The organism is Kocuria oceani, assembly GCF_029524215.1.
Lineage (GTDB): Bacteria > Actinomycetota > Actinomycetes > Actinomycetales > Micrococcaceae > Kocuria > Kocuria oceani.
The window spans coordinates 56,043-70,841 of record NZ_JARAMH010000004.1; the positions used below are offsets into that span (position 1 = coordinate 56,043).

The window sequence follows — 14,799 nt, forward strand, 5'->3', positions numbered from 1 at the left end:
CCCGGCGTCACGCGGACGCGGAACGGGGTGGTCGCCGCCGACCGCGCGGTGCCGCAGCGCTCGTGGACCCGTGATTGAAATCCCCCCAGACACAATCACACATCTCATTCACGACGGATCACTCGTGCGACGCCGGCCGCGGTGGCGACCTGCCCGATCGGCCCCCGGTGCTGCCACCGGCGACCTGGTCCACGCCCCCGGACGACCGCCTCAGCGCGGTCCTCGGGGATCCAGGACTGCGTCCATTATGGCCACCGGCCTGGACGAAAGTCTGTCCCCCGATGTGCACCCGGCCCGATCGCCGGCGGCCGCACGGACGGGAGGTCGTCCCCGGACCGCACCCGGCCCGGACGCCGGCCGCGGCCGTAGGCTGGGGCCATGCTGCCGCACCCGCCGCCCCGCCCGTCCGCACGCTCCACGGTCCCGCCGTTCCGGGTGATGGAGATCCTCGCCGACGTCGAACGGCTGCGCGCCGCCGGCCGGGACGTCGTCTCGCTCTGCGCCGGTGAACCCTCCGGCGGCGCCCCGCGGGCCGTCGCCCGCGAGGCCGCCCGCGTGCACGCCCGCAACGAGGGACTCGGCTACACCCCCGCCCTGGGCATCGAGCCGCTGCGCCGCGCCGTGGCCGGGCACTACGCCCGGTGGTACGGCCTGGACGTCGCGCCGGAGCAGGTGGCCGTCACCACGGGCGCCTCGGGAGCGCTGGTCCTGACCTTCCTCGCGGCCTTCGACGTGGGGGACCGGGTCGCCGTCTGCCGCCCGGGCTACCCGGCCTACCGCAACACCCTGGCCGCGCTGGGCGCGGAGGTCGTCGAGCTCGACTGCGGTGCGGCGACGCGCTTCCAGCCCACCCCTACGATGCTCGACGCCGCGGTCGCCGCGCACGGCCCGCTGCACGGCCTGGTCGTGGCAGGTCCCGCCAACCCGACCGGCACCGTGCTCGAGCCCGGCGAGCTGGCGGCGCTGGCGCGATGGTGCGCCGAGCACGGGACGCGGCTGATCAGCGACGAGATCTACCACGGCATCGTGCACGCCGCCCCCACGGGGAGCGGCCCGCGGAACGGGGCTCCGTACCGCGGCACCAGCGCGTGGGAGCACGACCCCGACGCCGTGGTCATCTCCTCCTTCTCCAAGTACTGGGGGATGACCGGGTGGCGGCTGGGCTGGGCCCTGCTGCCCCGGGACCTCGTGGCTCCGGTCGACGCGCTCGCGGGCAACCTCAGCCTCTGCCCGCCGGCCGCCGCCCAGTACGCCGCCGTGGAGGCGTTCTCGGAGGAGGCCTATGCCGAGGCCGACCGGGCGGTGGAGCAGTTCGCCCGCTCCCGGAGCCTGCTCCTGGAGGCCCTGCCCGCTCTCGGCTGGGGCGAGAGCGCTCCGGCGGACGGGGCGTTCTACCTCTACGCGGACCTCGGCGAGCAGCTCGAGCGCCACGGCAGCTCCCTGGAGTGGTGCCGCCGCCTGCTCGAGGCGGAGGCCGTGGCGGTCGTGCCGGGACTGGACTTCGACGCCGCGCGCGGTCACCGCACCGTCCGGCTGTCCTTCGCGGCGGGACCCGCCCAGGTCGAGGAGGCCGTCACCCGGATCCTGCGCTTCCAGGCCCGGTCCTGAAGCACTGCGCGAGGTGACCGGGGAGCACCCCGGTGCGCAGCAGGAACCCGTGGGCGGTCGTGCGGCCCACGAAGACCAGGCCGAGATCCTTGAGCCGGGCGGCGAGCCGGTCCGCCTCCGGGGACCGGCGGGTCAGCTCCAGCACGGTCCCGGGCGGCTGCGCGCCCGCCGGCGGCTCGCCGGCCAGCTCCGCCCAGTCCGCCGGAGCGAGCCCCGCGCACGCCCGCGCGTTGTGCACCACCGCCTCGATCTTGACGCGGTTGCGGATGATCGCCGGGTCGAGCAGGAGCTCGTCGACGGCGTCCTCCGTCAGCTCCGCCACGTCCTCGGCGACGAAGCCGCGGAACGCCCGGCGGAGCCCGTCCCGCCGCTGGGCGATGCTCCACCGGGCCAGGCCCGCCTGGAAGATCTCGAGGCTGAGCGCCTCGAACCAGCCGGGGGAGTCCACGGGCGGGGCTCCCCAGCGGTGGTCGTGCTCCTCGAGGGCGGCCGGGCCCGTGGGCGCCCAGGGGCAGCGGCGCAGGCCGTCTCCGCAGAGCACGGCCCGGAAGGCGTCGTCGGCGTGGGAGCCGGCGCTGCGGGCACGGTCGGGGCTGTCGTGGGAGCCGGTGGTGCGCGGCGGATCAGCGGTGCGGGCACGGCCGGTGTCGTGAGGAGGACCGGCGGTGCGCGCGGGGTCGTCGGGGTCGGGGAGATCGGCGGTGCGGCCGGGGCCGTGCCCGGCGGAGACGGTGTCCATGCGCCCACCGTAGGAGCGGCCGCGCCGGTCCCGACCGGCGGGCACCCGGTTGTGGACGGTCCGTGCCGGTCCGCCCGAGCCGGCGGGCCGGTGCAGTGGAACCGGCACGGTGCCCGCGGCGGGCCGGCTCAGAAGCGGGAGACCTCTCCGGTCACGTCGGCGATCTCGATGGCCACGGGCTCCTCGTCCCCCGCGTTGCCGTCGTGGACGATGAACACGGCGGTGGGGTCCCCCTCGGGGAAGGCGCGGATCGTCACCGACCCGGACGTCGCGGCGTTGAGCACCTCCATGGACCGGCGGGTCGCGGACCGCAGCACGGCGGTGGGCAGGGGCTTGCCCCGCTCGTCCAGGATGTCCACCTGCACGCCGCGCGCCCGCGCCGCCCGGGTGACCTCGAGCAGGTAGGGGGTCGCCACGGAGCGGCCCCGGATGGAGTCCCGCAGCTGCGCCTCCGTGAGCCGGAACTGCTCGATCTCGTAGTCGGAGACCGGGGAGGGGTCGTGCGCGATGCGCTCGAGCAGTCCTCCCGCCAGCCGGCGCACCTCGTGCACCCGCTGGACGGAGGCGTTGACGGTGTCCTTCTCGGCCTCGTCGTGGGAGCGGGCGGAGATCACCATGTCCCGGGCCTCCGCGAAGGCGATGGAGGCGCGGTCGTACTCGCGGGCGATCAGCTGGCTGGCGAGCAGCAGCGCCGCGGTCGCCGCGTTGCTCAGCGCGGCGTCCCACAGCCCGGTCGCGGAGCGGGCGCCCCACGTCATGGAGATGGCCACGGCGATGACCAGCGTGACCCACCCCCAGCCGCCGCGGCGACGGATGCCCAGGGCCACGATGAAGCCGTCGAAGCCGAGGGTGAACCACTGCCCGCCGAACAGCTCGGCCCGCGGGTCCAGGGCGTCGTAGGAGCGCTGGATCGAGACCAGCATGAGCAGCACGGCCAGAGCGGTGGGCAGGTCCGGCAGCCGCCGCCGCCCGTACGGGTAGACGACCAGCGCCACGGCGATCACATAGGTCACGAGCGCGGCCTGCATCAGCTCCGGCTTGTCCATGCTCTGGGTCTGCAGGATGCCGAGCACCACGGGGATCAGGAAGAAGACCGCGGCGGCCACCAGGGTCAGCGGATGGAAGAAGGCGCGGGAGATCACGGGCGGGCGTCCCGCGGCCAGAGGATCGTCACGCTGGTGCCCCGGCCGGGTGCGGAGTCGACCTCGACCTCCCCGCCCACCTGCCGCACGCTGCCCAGGATGGACACGCGGACCCCGAGCCGCCGGGAGTCGACGCTGCGCGGCTGGAAGCCCCGGCCCCGGTCGACCACCTGGAAGCGCAGGTAGAAGCCCTCCGGGTTGATCGCGGTGGGCGGGCACGCCCCCCCGTCCATGGTCACGAACGTGACGTCGGTGCCCGAGTGCCGGGCGCTGTTGGAGACGGCCTCGGTGATGGCCTGGACCAGCGCCTGCGCCGTCTCCACGGGGATGAGGGGCCGCGGTTCGCCGGGCGGCCGGATGTAGGGCGTGATGCTGTTGAAGCGCACCCGGTTGCGCCACGGGGACAGGGACTCCAGCAGGTCGTCCAGCAGCGTGTGCACCATCGTGGTGTCCTTGCCCTGGGCGCGGCGCTCCTCGAAGACGAGGACGTCGAGGGCGCGCTGGGCGAGCTCCCGGGTGCGGCGCTGGACCGGGCCCGTGGCGCGGCCGGCGTCGAGCAGGGCCGCCATGACGTTGTCGTGGATCAGGCGGTCCAGCCGCTCCTGCTCCTCGGCCTGGGAGCGGGAGCGGGTGAGCTGCAGCTCCTGGGCGATCGCGTCCGCGTAGACCTGGTCCGCGTTCTTCCCGCCCCGGAGGACGAAGCTGATCAGCACCACGAGCACCACGCCGAACGCGATCCGGCTCGTGGCGTCGAAGATCACGTCCATGATGTCCGGGACGGCTGCGGTCCGCACCATGACGAGGACGTAGAGGACCGTCACGGACGTCAGGTAGGCCACGGCCAGCTCGAGGCTCCACACGACCACGGTGGCGCAGGCCGCGAGCAGGATGAACGGTTCCACCCACGGGTCCTGCGGCGGTGCCTGGCCCGTCCAGGCCAACGGCAGCGTGACGACGGCGAGCGCCACCAGCACCGGCGCCACGATGATCGGCCACGTGCGGACCCGCTGCCGGGCCGACTGCAGGAGCAGCACGGACCCGTTGAGCAGCAGCGCGACCAGGAAGACCAGGTGCCACCGCCCGAAGGAGCGCAGCTGGTCCTCCAGGATGGTGAGGGACTCCAGGAACAGTGCGACGGCCACGAGGCCGTGGCAGATGTTGGCGAGCAGGAGGAGCCGGTAGGAGTTCATCCCCAGCTCCTGCGGCGAGGCCGGCACGAGCAGGCTGGTGCGGCGCCGCCGGGCCGGGACCTTCCGGTAGGCGAGCGGGGACCGGGGTGCGACGTGGCTCACGGAGCGGCGGTCCTCAGCGGCGCCGGGGGCGGCTCACAGGTGCTTCTCCGCCGTGGTGATGTCCGCGGTCGGCTCCACGAGACCGTCCTCGATCGCCCGGATGCGCAGGTCGATCTTGGTGGGGGCCGGGCGGCCGACGCGCGCGTACTTCTCGCGGATCCGGTCGATGTTGGTCTTCACGGCGCTCTGCTTGATCCCCATCCGGCGGGCCACCTGGACCTGGGCGAAACCGGAGGCGTAGAGCCGCAGGGTCTCCTGCTCGCGCGGGGAGAGGCTCGCCCGGGAGAACTCGACGTCGCCGTCGATCGCGGCGGCCAGCTCCTTGGTGATCACCGGCTTGCCCTCGGCGATGTTGCGGGCCTCCTCGATGGCGTGCTCGAGCGGGTCCGACTTGCGCACGAGTCCCAGTGCCCCCGCCCGCAGCGCCTCGCGGATCAGCGCGGCGTTCTCGCCGATGCTGAAGATCAGCACCTTCATGCCCGCGGCCCGGAGCAGCTCCACGTTGGCGGCGGGTCGCGACAGGTCGTTCAGGGAGAGGTCCAGGAGCACGACCTCGCACTCGATCCGCTTCGCGCCCTGCGCGGTCAGGGCCGGGTTCTCGGGGTCCCGGCCCAGCTGGTCGAGCAGGTCCGGCACGCTGGAGGCCGATCCGACGAGCTTCACGTCCGCCTGGGAGGTCATGGAGACGAGGCGGACGCCCTCCCGGACGACCTCGTGGTCATCGACGACGGCGACAAGGGTGGACGGCATGGGTGTTTCCTCCGGGTGCTGCTCGGTGGGCCGGTCCGCAGATTTCTGCGTGGGGGTGACGGATCTCACCGAGGTGCTCCGATTGTCCCCCTTCGTCCCGGGGGAAGCGAACCCGACACGGCTCCGGGTGCGAACGTTACCTCCCCGTGTCCCCCCAGCGGTCGACCCGGCGGTGGTAGCGGATGCCCCACATCCCGCCGAGCACCGCCCCGAGCAGATCGACGAGCAGGACGGCGGCCACGGCGAGCAGGCCCGGGACGAGCAGGTCGCCGATGAGCGCCTGCGCCGAGACGCCGACCGGCGCCAGGCCCACGGTGTCCGCCCACAGCAGCCCGGCCACGGTCGCCACGGACCGGCCGAACAGGGACCACAGCCACACGGACACGCCCTGCCGGGCGCCCGAGAACCGGGCCATCCGGCCGGCGGCGTACCCGCCGGCGAGGAAGGCCAGGAGCTCGACGACGCCGAGCACCGCCGCCCCGGTCCAGGCCGCCGCGGAGCCGGCGGCCAGGTCGTCGACGACCCCGCCCATGCCGCTATCGACCCGGAAGCCCAGGGCCGCCGCGGCCAGCCCCGCCGGCGCCAGCAGCAGCCAGGTCACGGCCAGGGCGCTGAGCCAGCCGAAGAAGCCGGGGACGAGCTGCAGGCCGCCGAACTCCTCCCGCTGCCGGGCGTAGCGAGTCGCGGGGTCGGCCGGCACCGGGCCGGCTCCGGGGGCCGGGTACCCGGAGGGCGGATAGCCGGGGGAGGGGTGTCCGGAGGGCGGCTGTTCCCCGGCGGTGCCGCCGGGGAACGGGTGCGCGGCCCCGCCGGTGCCCACCGCGGGCGTCGGATCGGTGCGGGGACCCAGCTCGGGCGCCCGCGGCGGGTCCTCCGGCACCGGGCGCTGGGCGCTCACCGCCGGCAGCGGCCGGGTGTGCTGGGTGTCGTCGTCGTACCACGACCAGTCCTCGTCCTCGCTCCCGGACCCTGACCCGGCGTCCGGCGCCCGGTCCTGCGGGGCGGCGCCGTGGCCGGAGGAGCCGGTCGCGGGGAACCGGCTGACCGGCGGCAGCGGGCGCGTGGCGTCGTCGCCGGCGTCGTGCGGGCCGGTGTCCGACCAGGGCATCGGGTCGTCGGCGGAGGGCGAGCCGGGTGTCGAGGAGGGAGTCATGTCATCGAAGTCTACGGGCGGGCGCCCCCGGTGGGACTGGGAGCCCGCGGCGACCGCCGAGTAGGGTACGGGCCATGCCTGCCGAATCCGCCCGCGACTTCCTGCGTGCCCGCCCCTGGACCGCCAGCTACGACCCTGGGGTCCCCGCGGACCTGGACCTGCCGGAGACCTCGCTCGCGCACATGCTCGAGCGGTCGGTGGCCCGGCACGGCCGGAAGACCGCGCTCGAGTTCTTCGGGGCCCGGACCAGCTACGCCGACCTCGGGCGGCAGGTCGAGCGCGCGGCCGAGGGCCTGCGCCGGCTCGGCGTGCGGCACGGGGACCGGGTGGCGCTCGTGCTGCCGAACTGCCCGCAGCACATCGTGGCGTTCTACGCCGTGCTGCGCCTCGGAGCCGTCGTCGTGGAGCACAACCCCCTCTACACCGCGCACGAGCTGCGCCACCAGTTCGAGGACCACGGCGCGCGCGTGGCGATCGTGTGGGACCGTGCGGCCGAGCGGGTCCGGTCCCTCGGCCCCGACCTGCCGGTGGACACGGTCGTGGCCGTGGACATCACCGCGGCCATGCCTCGTGCACAGCGGATGGCTCTGCGCCTGCCGCTGCCCGCGGCCCGGGCCTCGCGCGCCCAGCTCACCGGGCCGGCCTCGGGCACGATGCGGTGGCGCGAGCTGCTGGCCGCGCACCCGATCGCCGTGGACCACCCGCGGCCCACCGCCCACGACCTCGCCCTGCTGCAGTACACCTCCGGCACCACCGGACTGCCCAAGGGGGCGATGCTCACCCACCGCAACCTCGAGTCCAACGCCCTGATGGGCCGGCACTGGCTCGACTCCACGGAGCACGAGGTGGTGCACGGCGTGCTGCCCCTCTTCCACGCCTTCGGCCTGACCCTGGGGGTGACCTTCGCGATGTCCCTGGGGGCCGAGCTCGTGCTGTTCCCGACCGTCCGGGCCGACCTCGTCCTCGGGGCGATGAAGCGCTCGCTGCCCACCGTGCTGCCCGCCGTGCCGCCGGTCTACGAGAAGCTGCTCGACGCCGCGCAGGAGCAGCGCACCGACCTGCGGGGCATCTCGGTGGCCGTCTCCGGGGCCATGAGCCTGCCCGTCCCGCTCGTGGAGCGGTGGGAGCAGGCCACGGGCGGCATCCTGATCGAGGGCTACGGGCTCACCGAGTGCTCCCCGCTCGTGGCGTGCAACCCGCTCAACGACTCCCGCCGCGCCGGGTCCATCGGCGTCCCCTTCCCCTCCACCGACATCCGGCTCGTCGACCCGGAGACCCTCGAGGACGTCCCCCGCGGCCACGAGGGCGAGCTGTGGGTGCGGGGACCGCAGGTCTTCCAGGGGTACTGGAGGCGTCCCGACGAGACGGCCCGGGCCCTGAGCACGGACGGCTGGCTGCGCACCGGGGACATCGTCACGGTCGACGACGCCGGCTTCCTGCGGGTGGTCGACCGGCTCAAGGAGGTCGTCATCACCGGCGGGTTCAACGTGGCCCCCACCGAGGTGGAGAACGCGCTGCGCCGGCACGAGGACGTCGAGGACGCCGCCGTCGTGGGGCTCACCGACCCGCGCGGCACCGAGGTCGTCGTGGCGGCCGTGGTCCTGGCGCCGGGCCGCGAGCTCGACGAGGGCGCCCTGCGCGAGCACTGCTACACCGAGGTCACCCGTTACAAGGTGCCCCGGCGGATCGTGGCCGTCGACGAGCTCCCGCGCACGATGCTCGGCAAGGTCCAGCGCCGGGAGGTCCGCCGGCAGCTGGAGCGCACGGGCGTGCGGCTCTGAGGCCGGGCGCTCAGGGCAGGTCGGCCTCCGGTTCGGCCTCCCGGTAGGGCACGCGCCGGATCGAGCGGATCCGGCCGAGCTCTCCCCACTCGTCGCGCCCGAGCCGGGCGATCGGCTGCAGGGCCTGGACGAGCGGGCCCCGCCCGTCCAGGGCCGTCCCGTCCACGGCCACGTGCGTGACCGCGCCGAAGACGAGGAAGCAGTCGCCGATCGGCATCGGCTCCGCGTGCAGCCGGCACTCGATGGCCGCGGGGGACTCCGCCACCCGGGGCACGCCCACGGTCAGGGACGGCTCGCGGGTGAGCCCGACGGCGTCGAACTCGCTGACCTCCGGGGGGTAGTCGGTGCCCGTGGCGTTGATCTGCTCGAACAGCTCCGCGGACGCGAAGTTCACCACGAACTCCCCGGTCTGCCGGATGTTGCGGAGGCTGTCCTTCTCCCCGACCGAGACGAACTGGACGATCGTGGGCGTGCTGGAGGCCACCGTGAAGAACGAGTGCGGGGCGAGGTTGTCCACACCGGCCGCGGACCGCGAGCTGATCCACGCGATGGGGCGGGGGACGACCAGGGACTTGACCGCCCTGGCGAAGGAGCCGTGCCGGTCGGCGGGGATGTCGGTGCGCATGCGCCCATTCCACCACCCCGGCCCGCCCCGGTCACGGACACCGCCGGGCCGGGACCGGCGACCCGGACGTGGCCCAGGGCGCTGTCACCGCGGCGTCCTCCCCGGGTAGTCTGCGGGGGAACGGGTGCCCGGGGTCGACGACGATCCCGCGGAACGAGCGGAAGGACGGCCGTCCACGATGGAGCTCCGGCAGCTCAACTACTTCATCGCCGTGGCCGAGGAGCGGCACTTCGGCCGGGCCGCCAAGCGCCTGCACATGGCCCAGCCGCCACTGTCCCAGCAGATCCGCCAGCTCGAGGAGCAGCTCGGGGTGCGCCTCCTGGACCGCACCACCCGCCGGGTGGACCTCACCGCCGCCGGTCAGGTGCTGCTCGACCGGGGCCGCCGGATCGTCGGGGAGCTAGAGGCCCTCGAGGCCGACGTCCACCAGGTGGGCCAGGGCACCACGGGGGTGCTGCGGGTCGGCTTCTGCGGCTCCGCCACCTACGGGACGATGCCCGGCCTGGTGCGGCGGGCCGCGCAGGTGCTGCCGGGGCTCTCCCTGGCGCTGCACGGGGAGATGCTCACCCCCGCCATGGAGGAGGGGCTCCGCGGGCACACGCTGGACGCCGCGCTGCTCCGCCCCCCGGTGGCCTCCCCGGAGCTCGAGCACCGGGTCGTCGCCCGCGAACCGCTCGTGGTCGCGGTGCCCTCCGGCGGTGCGCTGGACGAGGACGGCCCCGTGGCCGTGCACGAGCTGCAGGACCAGGACTTCGTGGCCTGCCCGCCGGACTCCGTGCTCTACCGGGCCGGCGCGGACCTCTGCCGCCAGGCCGGGTTCCAGCCCCGGATCGCCCGCGTGGCGGGCGGGACGTCCGCGCTGCTGTCCTTCGTGGCCGCCGGCGGCGGCGTGGCCGTGGTGCCCGCCGGAGCGCGTGCCGTGCAGCTGGCGGGCGTCGAGTACCGCGAGATCGAGCACGCCCCGGAGCTCGAGCTGGCCGTCGCGTGGCGGCGCGAGGACCGGTCCGCGCTGCTGCACCGCTTCCTCGACCTCGTCGCCGACCTCGGGTCCGTGGCCGACCTCGGGTCCGTGGCCGACCCGTAGGCCGCCCGTCGCCGCCCCGTGGGCCGTCGTCCGGCACGGCTCCTCCGCCCCGACCGGCGCCGGGAACCGGGGCGCAACGGCAGCCGGGAGGACGCCCTCGCGGCACCCGGTGCGTTTTCCGGACGCGACCCCGGAGGTGGCTTGCCCATGCAGATCACTGGGTCTAAAGTGAATCTGTCGTCGGCGATGGCCCGGGCGCGATCCCCCCATCGGCGCCCGGATGGTTCCTGCCGATGACCGGCGTCCCGTTCCCCCCGATAGGGATGCCCGACAGGCCCTGCCGATCCCCCCATGCGGCAGGGCCTGTCCCTTATCCTCGCCGCGTCCGGGCACCCTCGGCCGGACGGTTCCGCCCGGGAGGGACCCGAGCGGGTCAGGCGGCCGGCGTCAGCACAGCCCCAGCTCCTCGAGCCGGGGGATGACCTTGCCGGAGACCCGGCGCAGGGTGTCCATCTCCTCCTGGGTCAGGTGGTCGACGAACGCCGCGCGCACCATCTCGAGGTGGCCGGGGGCGGCGCCCTCGATGGCGCGGCGGCCCTCCGGGGTGATCCGCACGTCGAGGCCCCGGGCGTCGCTGTCGCACGGCAGGCGCTCGAGCAGGCCGCGGCGGGCCATCCGCGAGAGCAGGTGGGACAGCCGGCTGCGCTCCCAGCCGAGCGTGTGCATGAGGTCCCGGGACCGGATCACCCCGGTGCCGCTCTCGGAGAGCGGCACGAGGACCTCGTACTCCGAGCCGGACAGCGCGCTGTCCCGGGACAGCTGACGGTCGATCGCGGTCTGCATGCCACGGCTCAGTGCGAGGAAGCTCCGCCAGGCGCACTGCTCCTCGGCGGTCAGCCAGTTGACCTCGGTGGGCTCCGGGGTGTTCATGCGGGGATCCTCTCGTGCGGGGCAGGACCTCCCAGCTTATATTGACGTGTCAACTAAAGTCAAACGCGGGGCGGTCCACCGGGTGAGGGACCGCCGTCGGGGCCGTGCCGGGGTCCCCGGCCGCGCCGGATCCAGTCCGAGTCGTAGTGCTCCCGCGGGTCGGTCCGCCGCAGGCGCTCGGCGTAGCCGGTGGGGCGCAGCGGGGAGTCGTCGTCGTCGGGGCGGGTGAACGTCGCCATGGCGACCAGTCCGAAGCCCAGGGCTGCCGAGACCACCAGTGTCATGCCGGCGACGACCAGCACGCTGACGTACTCGTCGACCAGGTCGGCGCGTGCGGTGCCCTCGAGGGCGGGCCCCACCGCGAACGCCCCGGCGAGGGGGAGCAGGCCGAGCAGCAGCAGGGCCGCGGGGACCAGCCACCACCTCGAGCGGCTCCGCAGCGGCGGCACCGCGGGGTCCCGCAGGGCGGGGTGCAGCTGGGCCTGGACGGCGACGAACCCGGCGGCCCCGGGCACGGCCAGCAGCGCGCCGACGACCCAGCCCCAGACCACCTCCTGTGCGGCGAGCCCGGCACCCAGCAGGACGCCCAGCATGATCAGCGTGAACGAGAGGCCGCGGGCCATCCGGCGGGTCGCCCGCGGTGAGGCCGGGGAGGGCCGCGGCGCCGGGGCGGGCGCCGGGAGGTCCCGGTGAGGGATGCGCTGCCCGTACTCGGGCTCGTGGCCGTGGCTGCTCATGGGCGGGGTCCCGTGGTGGAGGGCTGCTGGACGGCTCTACTGTAGACCTCACCCCCGACGGAACCGGGGCTGGTGCCCGAGCACATCATTGACGTATCATCAAAACTGGGGGCGGCCCAGCGGCCGCTCCGCCACCGGTCCGCCGGCGACCCGCCGTCCGGCAGCGCAGCCCCGAGGAGCCAGCATGTCCCCACGCAGCACCCGTCAGTCCGACGAGCACAGCACCGCCGGCGCCTACGTGCACCCGGGGGAGGAGTTCACCCGGGACACCACCTACATCGAGGATCGGATCGTGCGCGACCCGGAGCGCGCCCGGCTGAGCGAGGGGGCCCGGGCCTGGCCGGTGGAGGCCGGGCGCTACCGGCTCGTCGCCGCCCGGGCCTGCCCCTGGGCCAACCGCACCCTGATCGTGCGCCGTCTGCTGGGGCTGGAGGACGCCCTCCCGGTCGGACTGCCCGGTCCGGTGCACGACGCCCGGTCCTGGACCTTCGACCTCGACCCGGACGGCCGGGACCCCGTCCTGGGCATCGAGCGGCTCCAGGAGGCGTATCTCGCCCGCTACCCGGACTACCCGCGGGGCATCACCGTGCCGGCGGTCGTGGAGGTCGCGAGCGGGAAGGTGGTGACCAACGACTTCGCCCAGCTCACCGAGGACCTCGCCAAGGAGTGGACCGCCTTCCACCGGGAGGGCGCCCCGGACCTCTGGCCGGCCGGGCTCGAGGACGAGATGCGGCAGGTCATGCGGCGCGTCTACACCGAGGTCAACAACGGCGTGTACCGGTGTGGCTTCGCGGGCTCCCAGCAGGCCCACGAGAAGGCCTACGAGCGGCTGTGGGCGGCGCTGGACTGGCTCGAGGAGCGCCTCGCCACCCGCCGCTACCTCATGGGCGAGCACATCACCGAGGCCGACGTGCGGCTGTTCACCACCCTCGTGCGCTTCGACCCGGTCTACCACTCCCACTTCAAGTGCTCGCGGAACAAGCTCACCGAGATGCCGCACCTGTGGGGCTATGCCCGGGACCTCTTCCAGACCCCCGGCTTCGGGGATACCGTGGACTTCCAGCAGGTCAAGGAGCACTACTACATCGTCCACGAGGACATCAACCCGTCCCAGATCGTGCCGGTCGGGCCCGACCTGCGGAACTGGGTCTCCGCGCACGGCCGGGAGGCTCTCGGCGGCTCGCCCTTCGGGGAGGGGACGGCGCCGGGCCCCGTCCGGCCCGAGGAGCGGGTTGACCGACGTCACACTCCGCTGGCCGTCTGAGCGGCGCCCCGCCGCGGCGCGCCGCCTAGACTGGTCAGCTGGTGCGGTCCGGGTCCGCGCACCAGGAGGCGGACCGCCGGGCCCTCCGCCCTCCGCCTCTCGTCCCGGAAAGGACCTCTCGTGGCCCCCTACCGCAACCAGCGCGCCGCCGCGCTGCCGGCCCGCCTGTCCCGCTCGTGGCTGCTCACCTCCGCCGCCGATCCGTCCGCCTTCCCGACGGCGCTCGCGTCCGAGGCCGACTCGGTCGTCTTCGACATCGAGGACGCGATCCCGGCCGACGGCAAGGACCAGGCCCGGCGCAACGTCGTGGAGGCCCTGGAGGCCGGCGCGAGCGCCTGGGTGCGGATCAACGACATCACCACGCCGTACTGGGAGCAGGATTTGGCCGCGCTGAGCCGGGTGGGGCGCCTGCGGGGGATCATGCTCGCCAAGACGGAGCACCCCGACCACATCACCAAGACCGCCATGATGGCGCCCGCCGGCACACCGGTGGTGGCGCTGATCGAGTCCGCGGTGGGCATCATGAACGCCAACGACATCGCGCGCGCGCCGGGCGTGTTCCGGCTCGCGTTCGGAGTCGGCGACTTCCGCAGGGACACCGGCGTCAGCGCGGACCCGATGGCCCTGGCCTTCGCGCGCTCGAGCCTCGTGGTGGCCTCGCGCGTGGGCGAGCTGCCCGGCCCCATCGACGGGCCGACCCTCGGCGCCTCCGGGGAGGAGCTCGCGCAGGCGTGCGCCGTGACCCAGTCGATGGGCATGACGGGCAAGCTGTGCCTGGACCCGGAGCAGACGGACGGGATCAACCGCAACCTCGCCCCGAGCGAGCAGGAGATCACCTGGGCGCGCGAGCTCATCACGCAGCACGACTCCGGGCACGTCGTGGGCGACGGCAGCTACCTGCCCCGCCTGGCCCGGGCGCGCAAGGTCTCCGAGCTGGCCCAGACCTACGGCATCTGGAACCGCTGAGCCGGCCGGGCGGGACGCCGGGCCGGCGTCCCGCTCAGCCCAGCCAGCGGGCCACGAGCGACCGGAACGCCGGGTCCGTCAGCGACACCACCCGGTGGTGGGCGGGCACGGGGTCCCCGTCCGGGACCGAGGGCACGGCCACGACCACCAGCCCCGCCGCCACGGCCGAGGTCGCGCCCACCACGGAGTCCTCCACGGCCAGCGCCTCCGCCGGGGCGAAGCCCAGCCGCCGCACGGCCTCGGCGTAGATGTCCGGGGCCGGTTTGCCGCGCGCCACGTCCTCCGAGGAGACCCACGTGGCGAGGTGCGGGGCGAAGCCCGCCTGCTCCAGCTTCACCCCGAGGATCGTGCGCGTGGAGTTGCTGGCCACGGCCACCGGCAGCCGCTCCGCGAACTCCCGCACGGTCTCCAGCGCCCCCGGCAGGGGGACGATCTGCCCGGTCAGGGTCTGCTCCTCGGTGCGCAGCACGTCGGCGTGGACCAGGGCGCGGTCGGCGCCGGCGGCGTCCGCGATCGCCGTGGCCACGTCCGCCGCGGACCAGCCCATCATGGCGCGCTCCATCGCGTCGGTGTACGCCAGCCCGTGGCGCTGCGCCACGGCACGCTGGACGCGGGCCCAGTTGGCCTCCGTGTCCATCAGGATCCCGTCGCAGTCGAAGACCACGCACGCCGGCGACCAGTCCGCGGCGGGCGCGGGCGGCCCGGGCTGGGCCGGGGACGGCGAGGTGGTCGGGTGCGGGGAAGTCGTCATGGTCCCATCGTGCCTCACCGGGATCGGGCCGTCGCCG

General features: G+C 74.6%; 14 protein-coding genes. 5 read left to right on the forward strand and 9 right to left on the reverse strand.

Annotation, left to right across the window (positions count from 1 at the left end):
* Positions 1–378: 378 nt before the first annotated feature.
* Positions 379–1,608: an aminotransferase class I/II-fold pyridoxal phosphate-dependent enzyme gene (locus tag PU704_RS05585; protein ID WP_277550566.1), complete on the forward strand. Its 1,230-nt coding sequence runs from the start codon at positions 379–381 to the stop codon at positions 1,606–1,608.
* On the opposite strand, the gene PU704_RS05590 is transcribed toward PU704_RS05585, so the two are convergent.
* The 5 genes from PU704_RS05590 to PU704_RS05610 form a co-directional block, all read right to left on the reverse strand.
* Positions 1,574–2,347, reverse strand: coding sequence for a DNA-3-methyladenine glycosylase I (locus PU704_RS05590; RefSeq protein ID WP_277550567.1), 774 nt, complete (start codon positions 2,345–2,347; stop codon positions 1,574–1,576). The genes PU704_RS05585 and PU704_RS05590 overlap by 35 nt on opposite strands.
* Positions 2,348–2,475: 128 nt before the next feature.
* Positions 2,476–3,489 carry a hypothetical protein gene (locus PU704_RS05595; protein ID WP_075873132.1) on the reverse strand — a complete coding sequence of 338 codons (1,014 nt, stop codon included), beginning with the start codon at positions 3,487–3,489 and terminating at the stop codon, positions 2,476–2,478.
* Positions 3,486–4,781, reverse strand: a complete 1,296-nt coding sequence (locus PU704_RS05600; protein WP_277550568.1) for a sensor histidine kinase — start codon at positions 4,779–4,781, stop codon at positions 3,486–3,488. The genes PU704_RS05595 and PU704_RS05600 overlap by 4 nt, the downstream gene beginning before the upstream one ends.
* A gap of 33 nt (positions 4,782–4,814) precedes the next feature.
* Entirely contained in the window at positions 4,815–5,531 is a 717-nt protein-coding gene (locus PU704_RS05605; RefSeq protein ID WP_047804482.1) for a LuxR C-terminal-related transcriptional regulator, read from the reverse strand.
* 136 nt (positions 5,532–5,667) lie between these two features.
* Positions 5,668–6,684: a hypothetical protein gene (locus PU704_RS05610; RefSeq protein WP_277550570.1), complete on the reverse strand. Its 1,017-nt coding sequence runs from the start codon at positions 6,682–6,684 to the stop codon at positions 5,668–5,670.
* Positions 6,685–6,758: 74 nt separating this feature from the next.
* Here PU704_RS05610 and PU704_RS05615 point away from each other — a divergent pair, with 74 nt between their 5' ends.
* Positions 6,759–8,465, forward strand: coding sequence for a long-chain-fatty-acid--CoA ligase (locus tag PU704_RS05615; RefSeq protein WP_277550571.1), 1,707 nt, complete (start codon positions 6,759–6,761; stop codon positions 8,463–8,465).
* A 10-nt stretch (positions 8,466–8,475) separates the two neighbouring features.
* On the opposite strand, the gene PU704_RS05620 is transcribed toward PU704_RS05615, so the two are convergent.
* On the reverse strand, positions 8,476–9,090 hold the full coding sequence (locus PU704_RS05620) for a flavin reductase family protein (RefSeq protein ID WP_277550572.1): 615 nt from the start codon (positions 9,088–9,090) through the stop codon (positions 8,476–8,478).
* Between the two features lie 178 nt (positions 9,091–9,268).
* Between PU704_RS05620 and PU704_RS05625 the strand changes: the two genes are divergently transcribed.
* Positions 9,269–10,174 carry a LysR substrate-binding domain-containing protein gene (locus PU704_RS05625; protein WP_277550573.1) on the forward strand — a complete coding sequence of 302 codons (906 nt, stop codon included), beginning with the start codon at positions 9,269–9,271 and terminating at the stop codon, positions 10,172–10,174.
* Positions 10,175–10,561: 387 nt separating this feature from the next.
* On the opposite strand, the gene PU704_RS05630 is transcribed toward PU704_RS05625, so the two are convergent.
* Both PU704_RS05630 and PU704_RS05635 read right to left on the reverse strand, forming a co-directional pair.
* Positions 10,562–11,044 (reverse strand): MarR family winged helix-turn-helix transcriptional regulator, encoded by a 483-nt coding sequence (locus PU704_RS05630; protein ID WP_277550574.1) that lies wholly within the window; start codon positions 11,042–11,044, stop codon positions 10,562–10,564.
* 59 nt (positions 11,045–11,103) lie between these two features.
* Positions 11,104–11,781 carry a hypothetical protein gene (locus PU704_RS05635; protein WP_277550576.1) on the reverse strand — a complete coding sequence of 226 codons (678 nt, stop codon included), beginning with the start codon at positions 11,779–11,781 and terminating at the stop codon, positions 11,104–11,106.
* 184 nt (positions 11,782–11,965) lie between these two features.
* Between PU704_RS05635 and PU704_RS05640 the strand changes: the two genes are divergently transcribed.
* Both PU704_RS05640 and PU704_RS05645 read left to right on the forward strand, forming a co-directional pair.
* The gene (locus PU704_RS05640) at positions 11,966–13,045 is read left to right on the forward strand and encodes a glutathione S-transferase family protein (protein ID WP_277550577.1); all 1,080 of its coding nucleotides are present in this window, start codon (positions 11,966–11,968) and stop codon (positions 13,043–13,045) included.
* Between the two features lie 120 nt (positions 13,046–13,165).
* Positions 13,166–14,011, forward strand: a complete 846-nt coding sequence (locus PU704_RS05645; protein ID WP_047804475.1) for an HpcH/HpaI aldolase/citrate lyase family protein — start codon at positions 13,166–13,168, stop codon at positions 14,009–14,011.
* 34 nt (positions 14,012–14,045) lie between these two features.
* Here the strand turns inward: PU704_RS05645 and PU704_RS05650 are convergent, their stop codons facing one another.
* Complete coding sequence (locus PU704_RS05650; RefSeq protein WP_075873138.1) at positions 14,046–14,762, reverse strand: HAD family hydrolase; 717 nt, start codon at positions 14,760–14,762, stop codon at positions 14,046–14,048.
* Between the last annotated feature and the right edge of the window lie 37 nt (positions 14,763–14,799).

Coding starts and splice junctions, on each gene's coding strand:
- PU704_RS05585 (WP_277550566.1), top strand. CDS start 379: ATGCTGCCGCACCCGCCGCCCCGCCCGTCCGCACGCTCCACGGTCCCG.
- PU704_RS05590 (WP_277550567.1), bottom strand. CDS start 2,347: ATGGACACCGTCTCCGCCGGGCACGGCCCCGGCCGCACCGCCGATCTC.
- PU704_RS05605 (WP_047804482.1), bottom strand. CDS start 5,531: ATGCCGTCCACCCTTGTCGCCGTCGTCGATGACCACGAGGTCGTCCGG.
- PU704_RS05610 (WP_277550570.1), bottom strand. CDS start 6,684: ATGACTCCCTCCTCGACACCCGGCTCGCCCTCCGCCGACGACCCGATG.
- PU704_RS05615 (WP_277550571.1), top strand. CDS start 6,759: ATGCCTGCCGAATCCGCCCGCGACTTCCTGCGTGCCCGCCCCTGGACC.
- PU704_RS05620 (WP_277550572.1), bottom strand. CDS start 9,090: ATGCGCACCGACATCCCCGCCGACCGGCACGGCTCCTTCGCCAGGGCG.
- PU704_RS05625 (WP_277550573.1), top strand. CDS start 9,269: ATGGAGCTCCGGCAGCTCAACTACTTCATCGCCGTGGCCGAGGAGCGG.
- PU704_RS05630 (WP_277550574.1), bottom strand. CDS start 11,044: ATGAACACCCCGGAGCCCACCGAGGTCAACTGGCTGACCGCCGAGGAG.
- PU704_RS05635 (WP_277550576.1), bottom strand. CDS start 11,781: ATGAGCAGCCACGGCCACGAGCCCGAGTACGGGCAGCGCATCCCTCAC.
- PU704_RS05640 (WP_277550577.1), top strand. CDS start 11,966: ATGTCCCCACGCAGCACCCGTCAGTCCGACGAGCACAGCACCGCCGGC.
- PU704_RS05650 (WP_075873138.1), bottom strand. CDS start 14,762: ATGACGACTTCCCCGCACCCGACCACCTCGCCGTCCCCGGCCCAGCCC.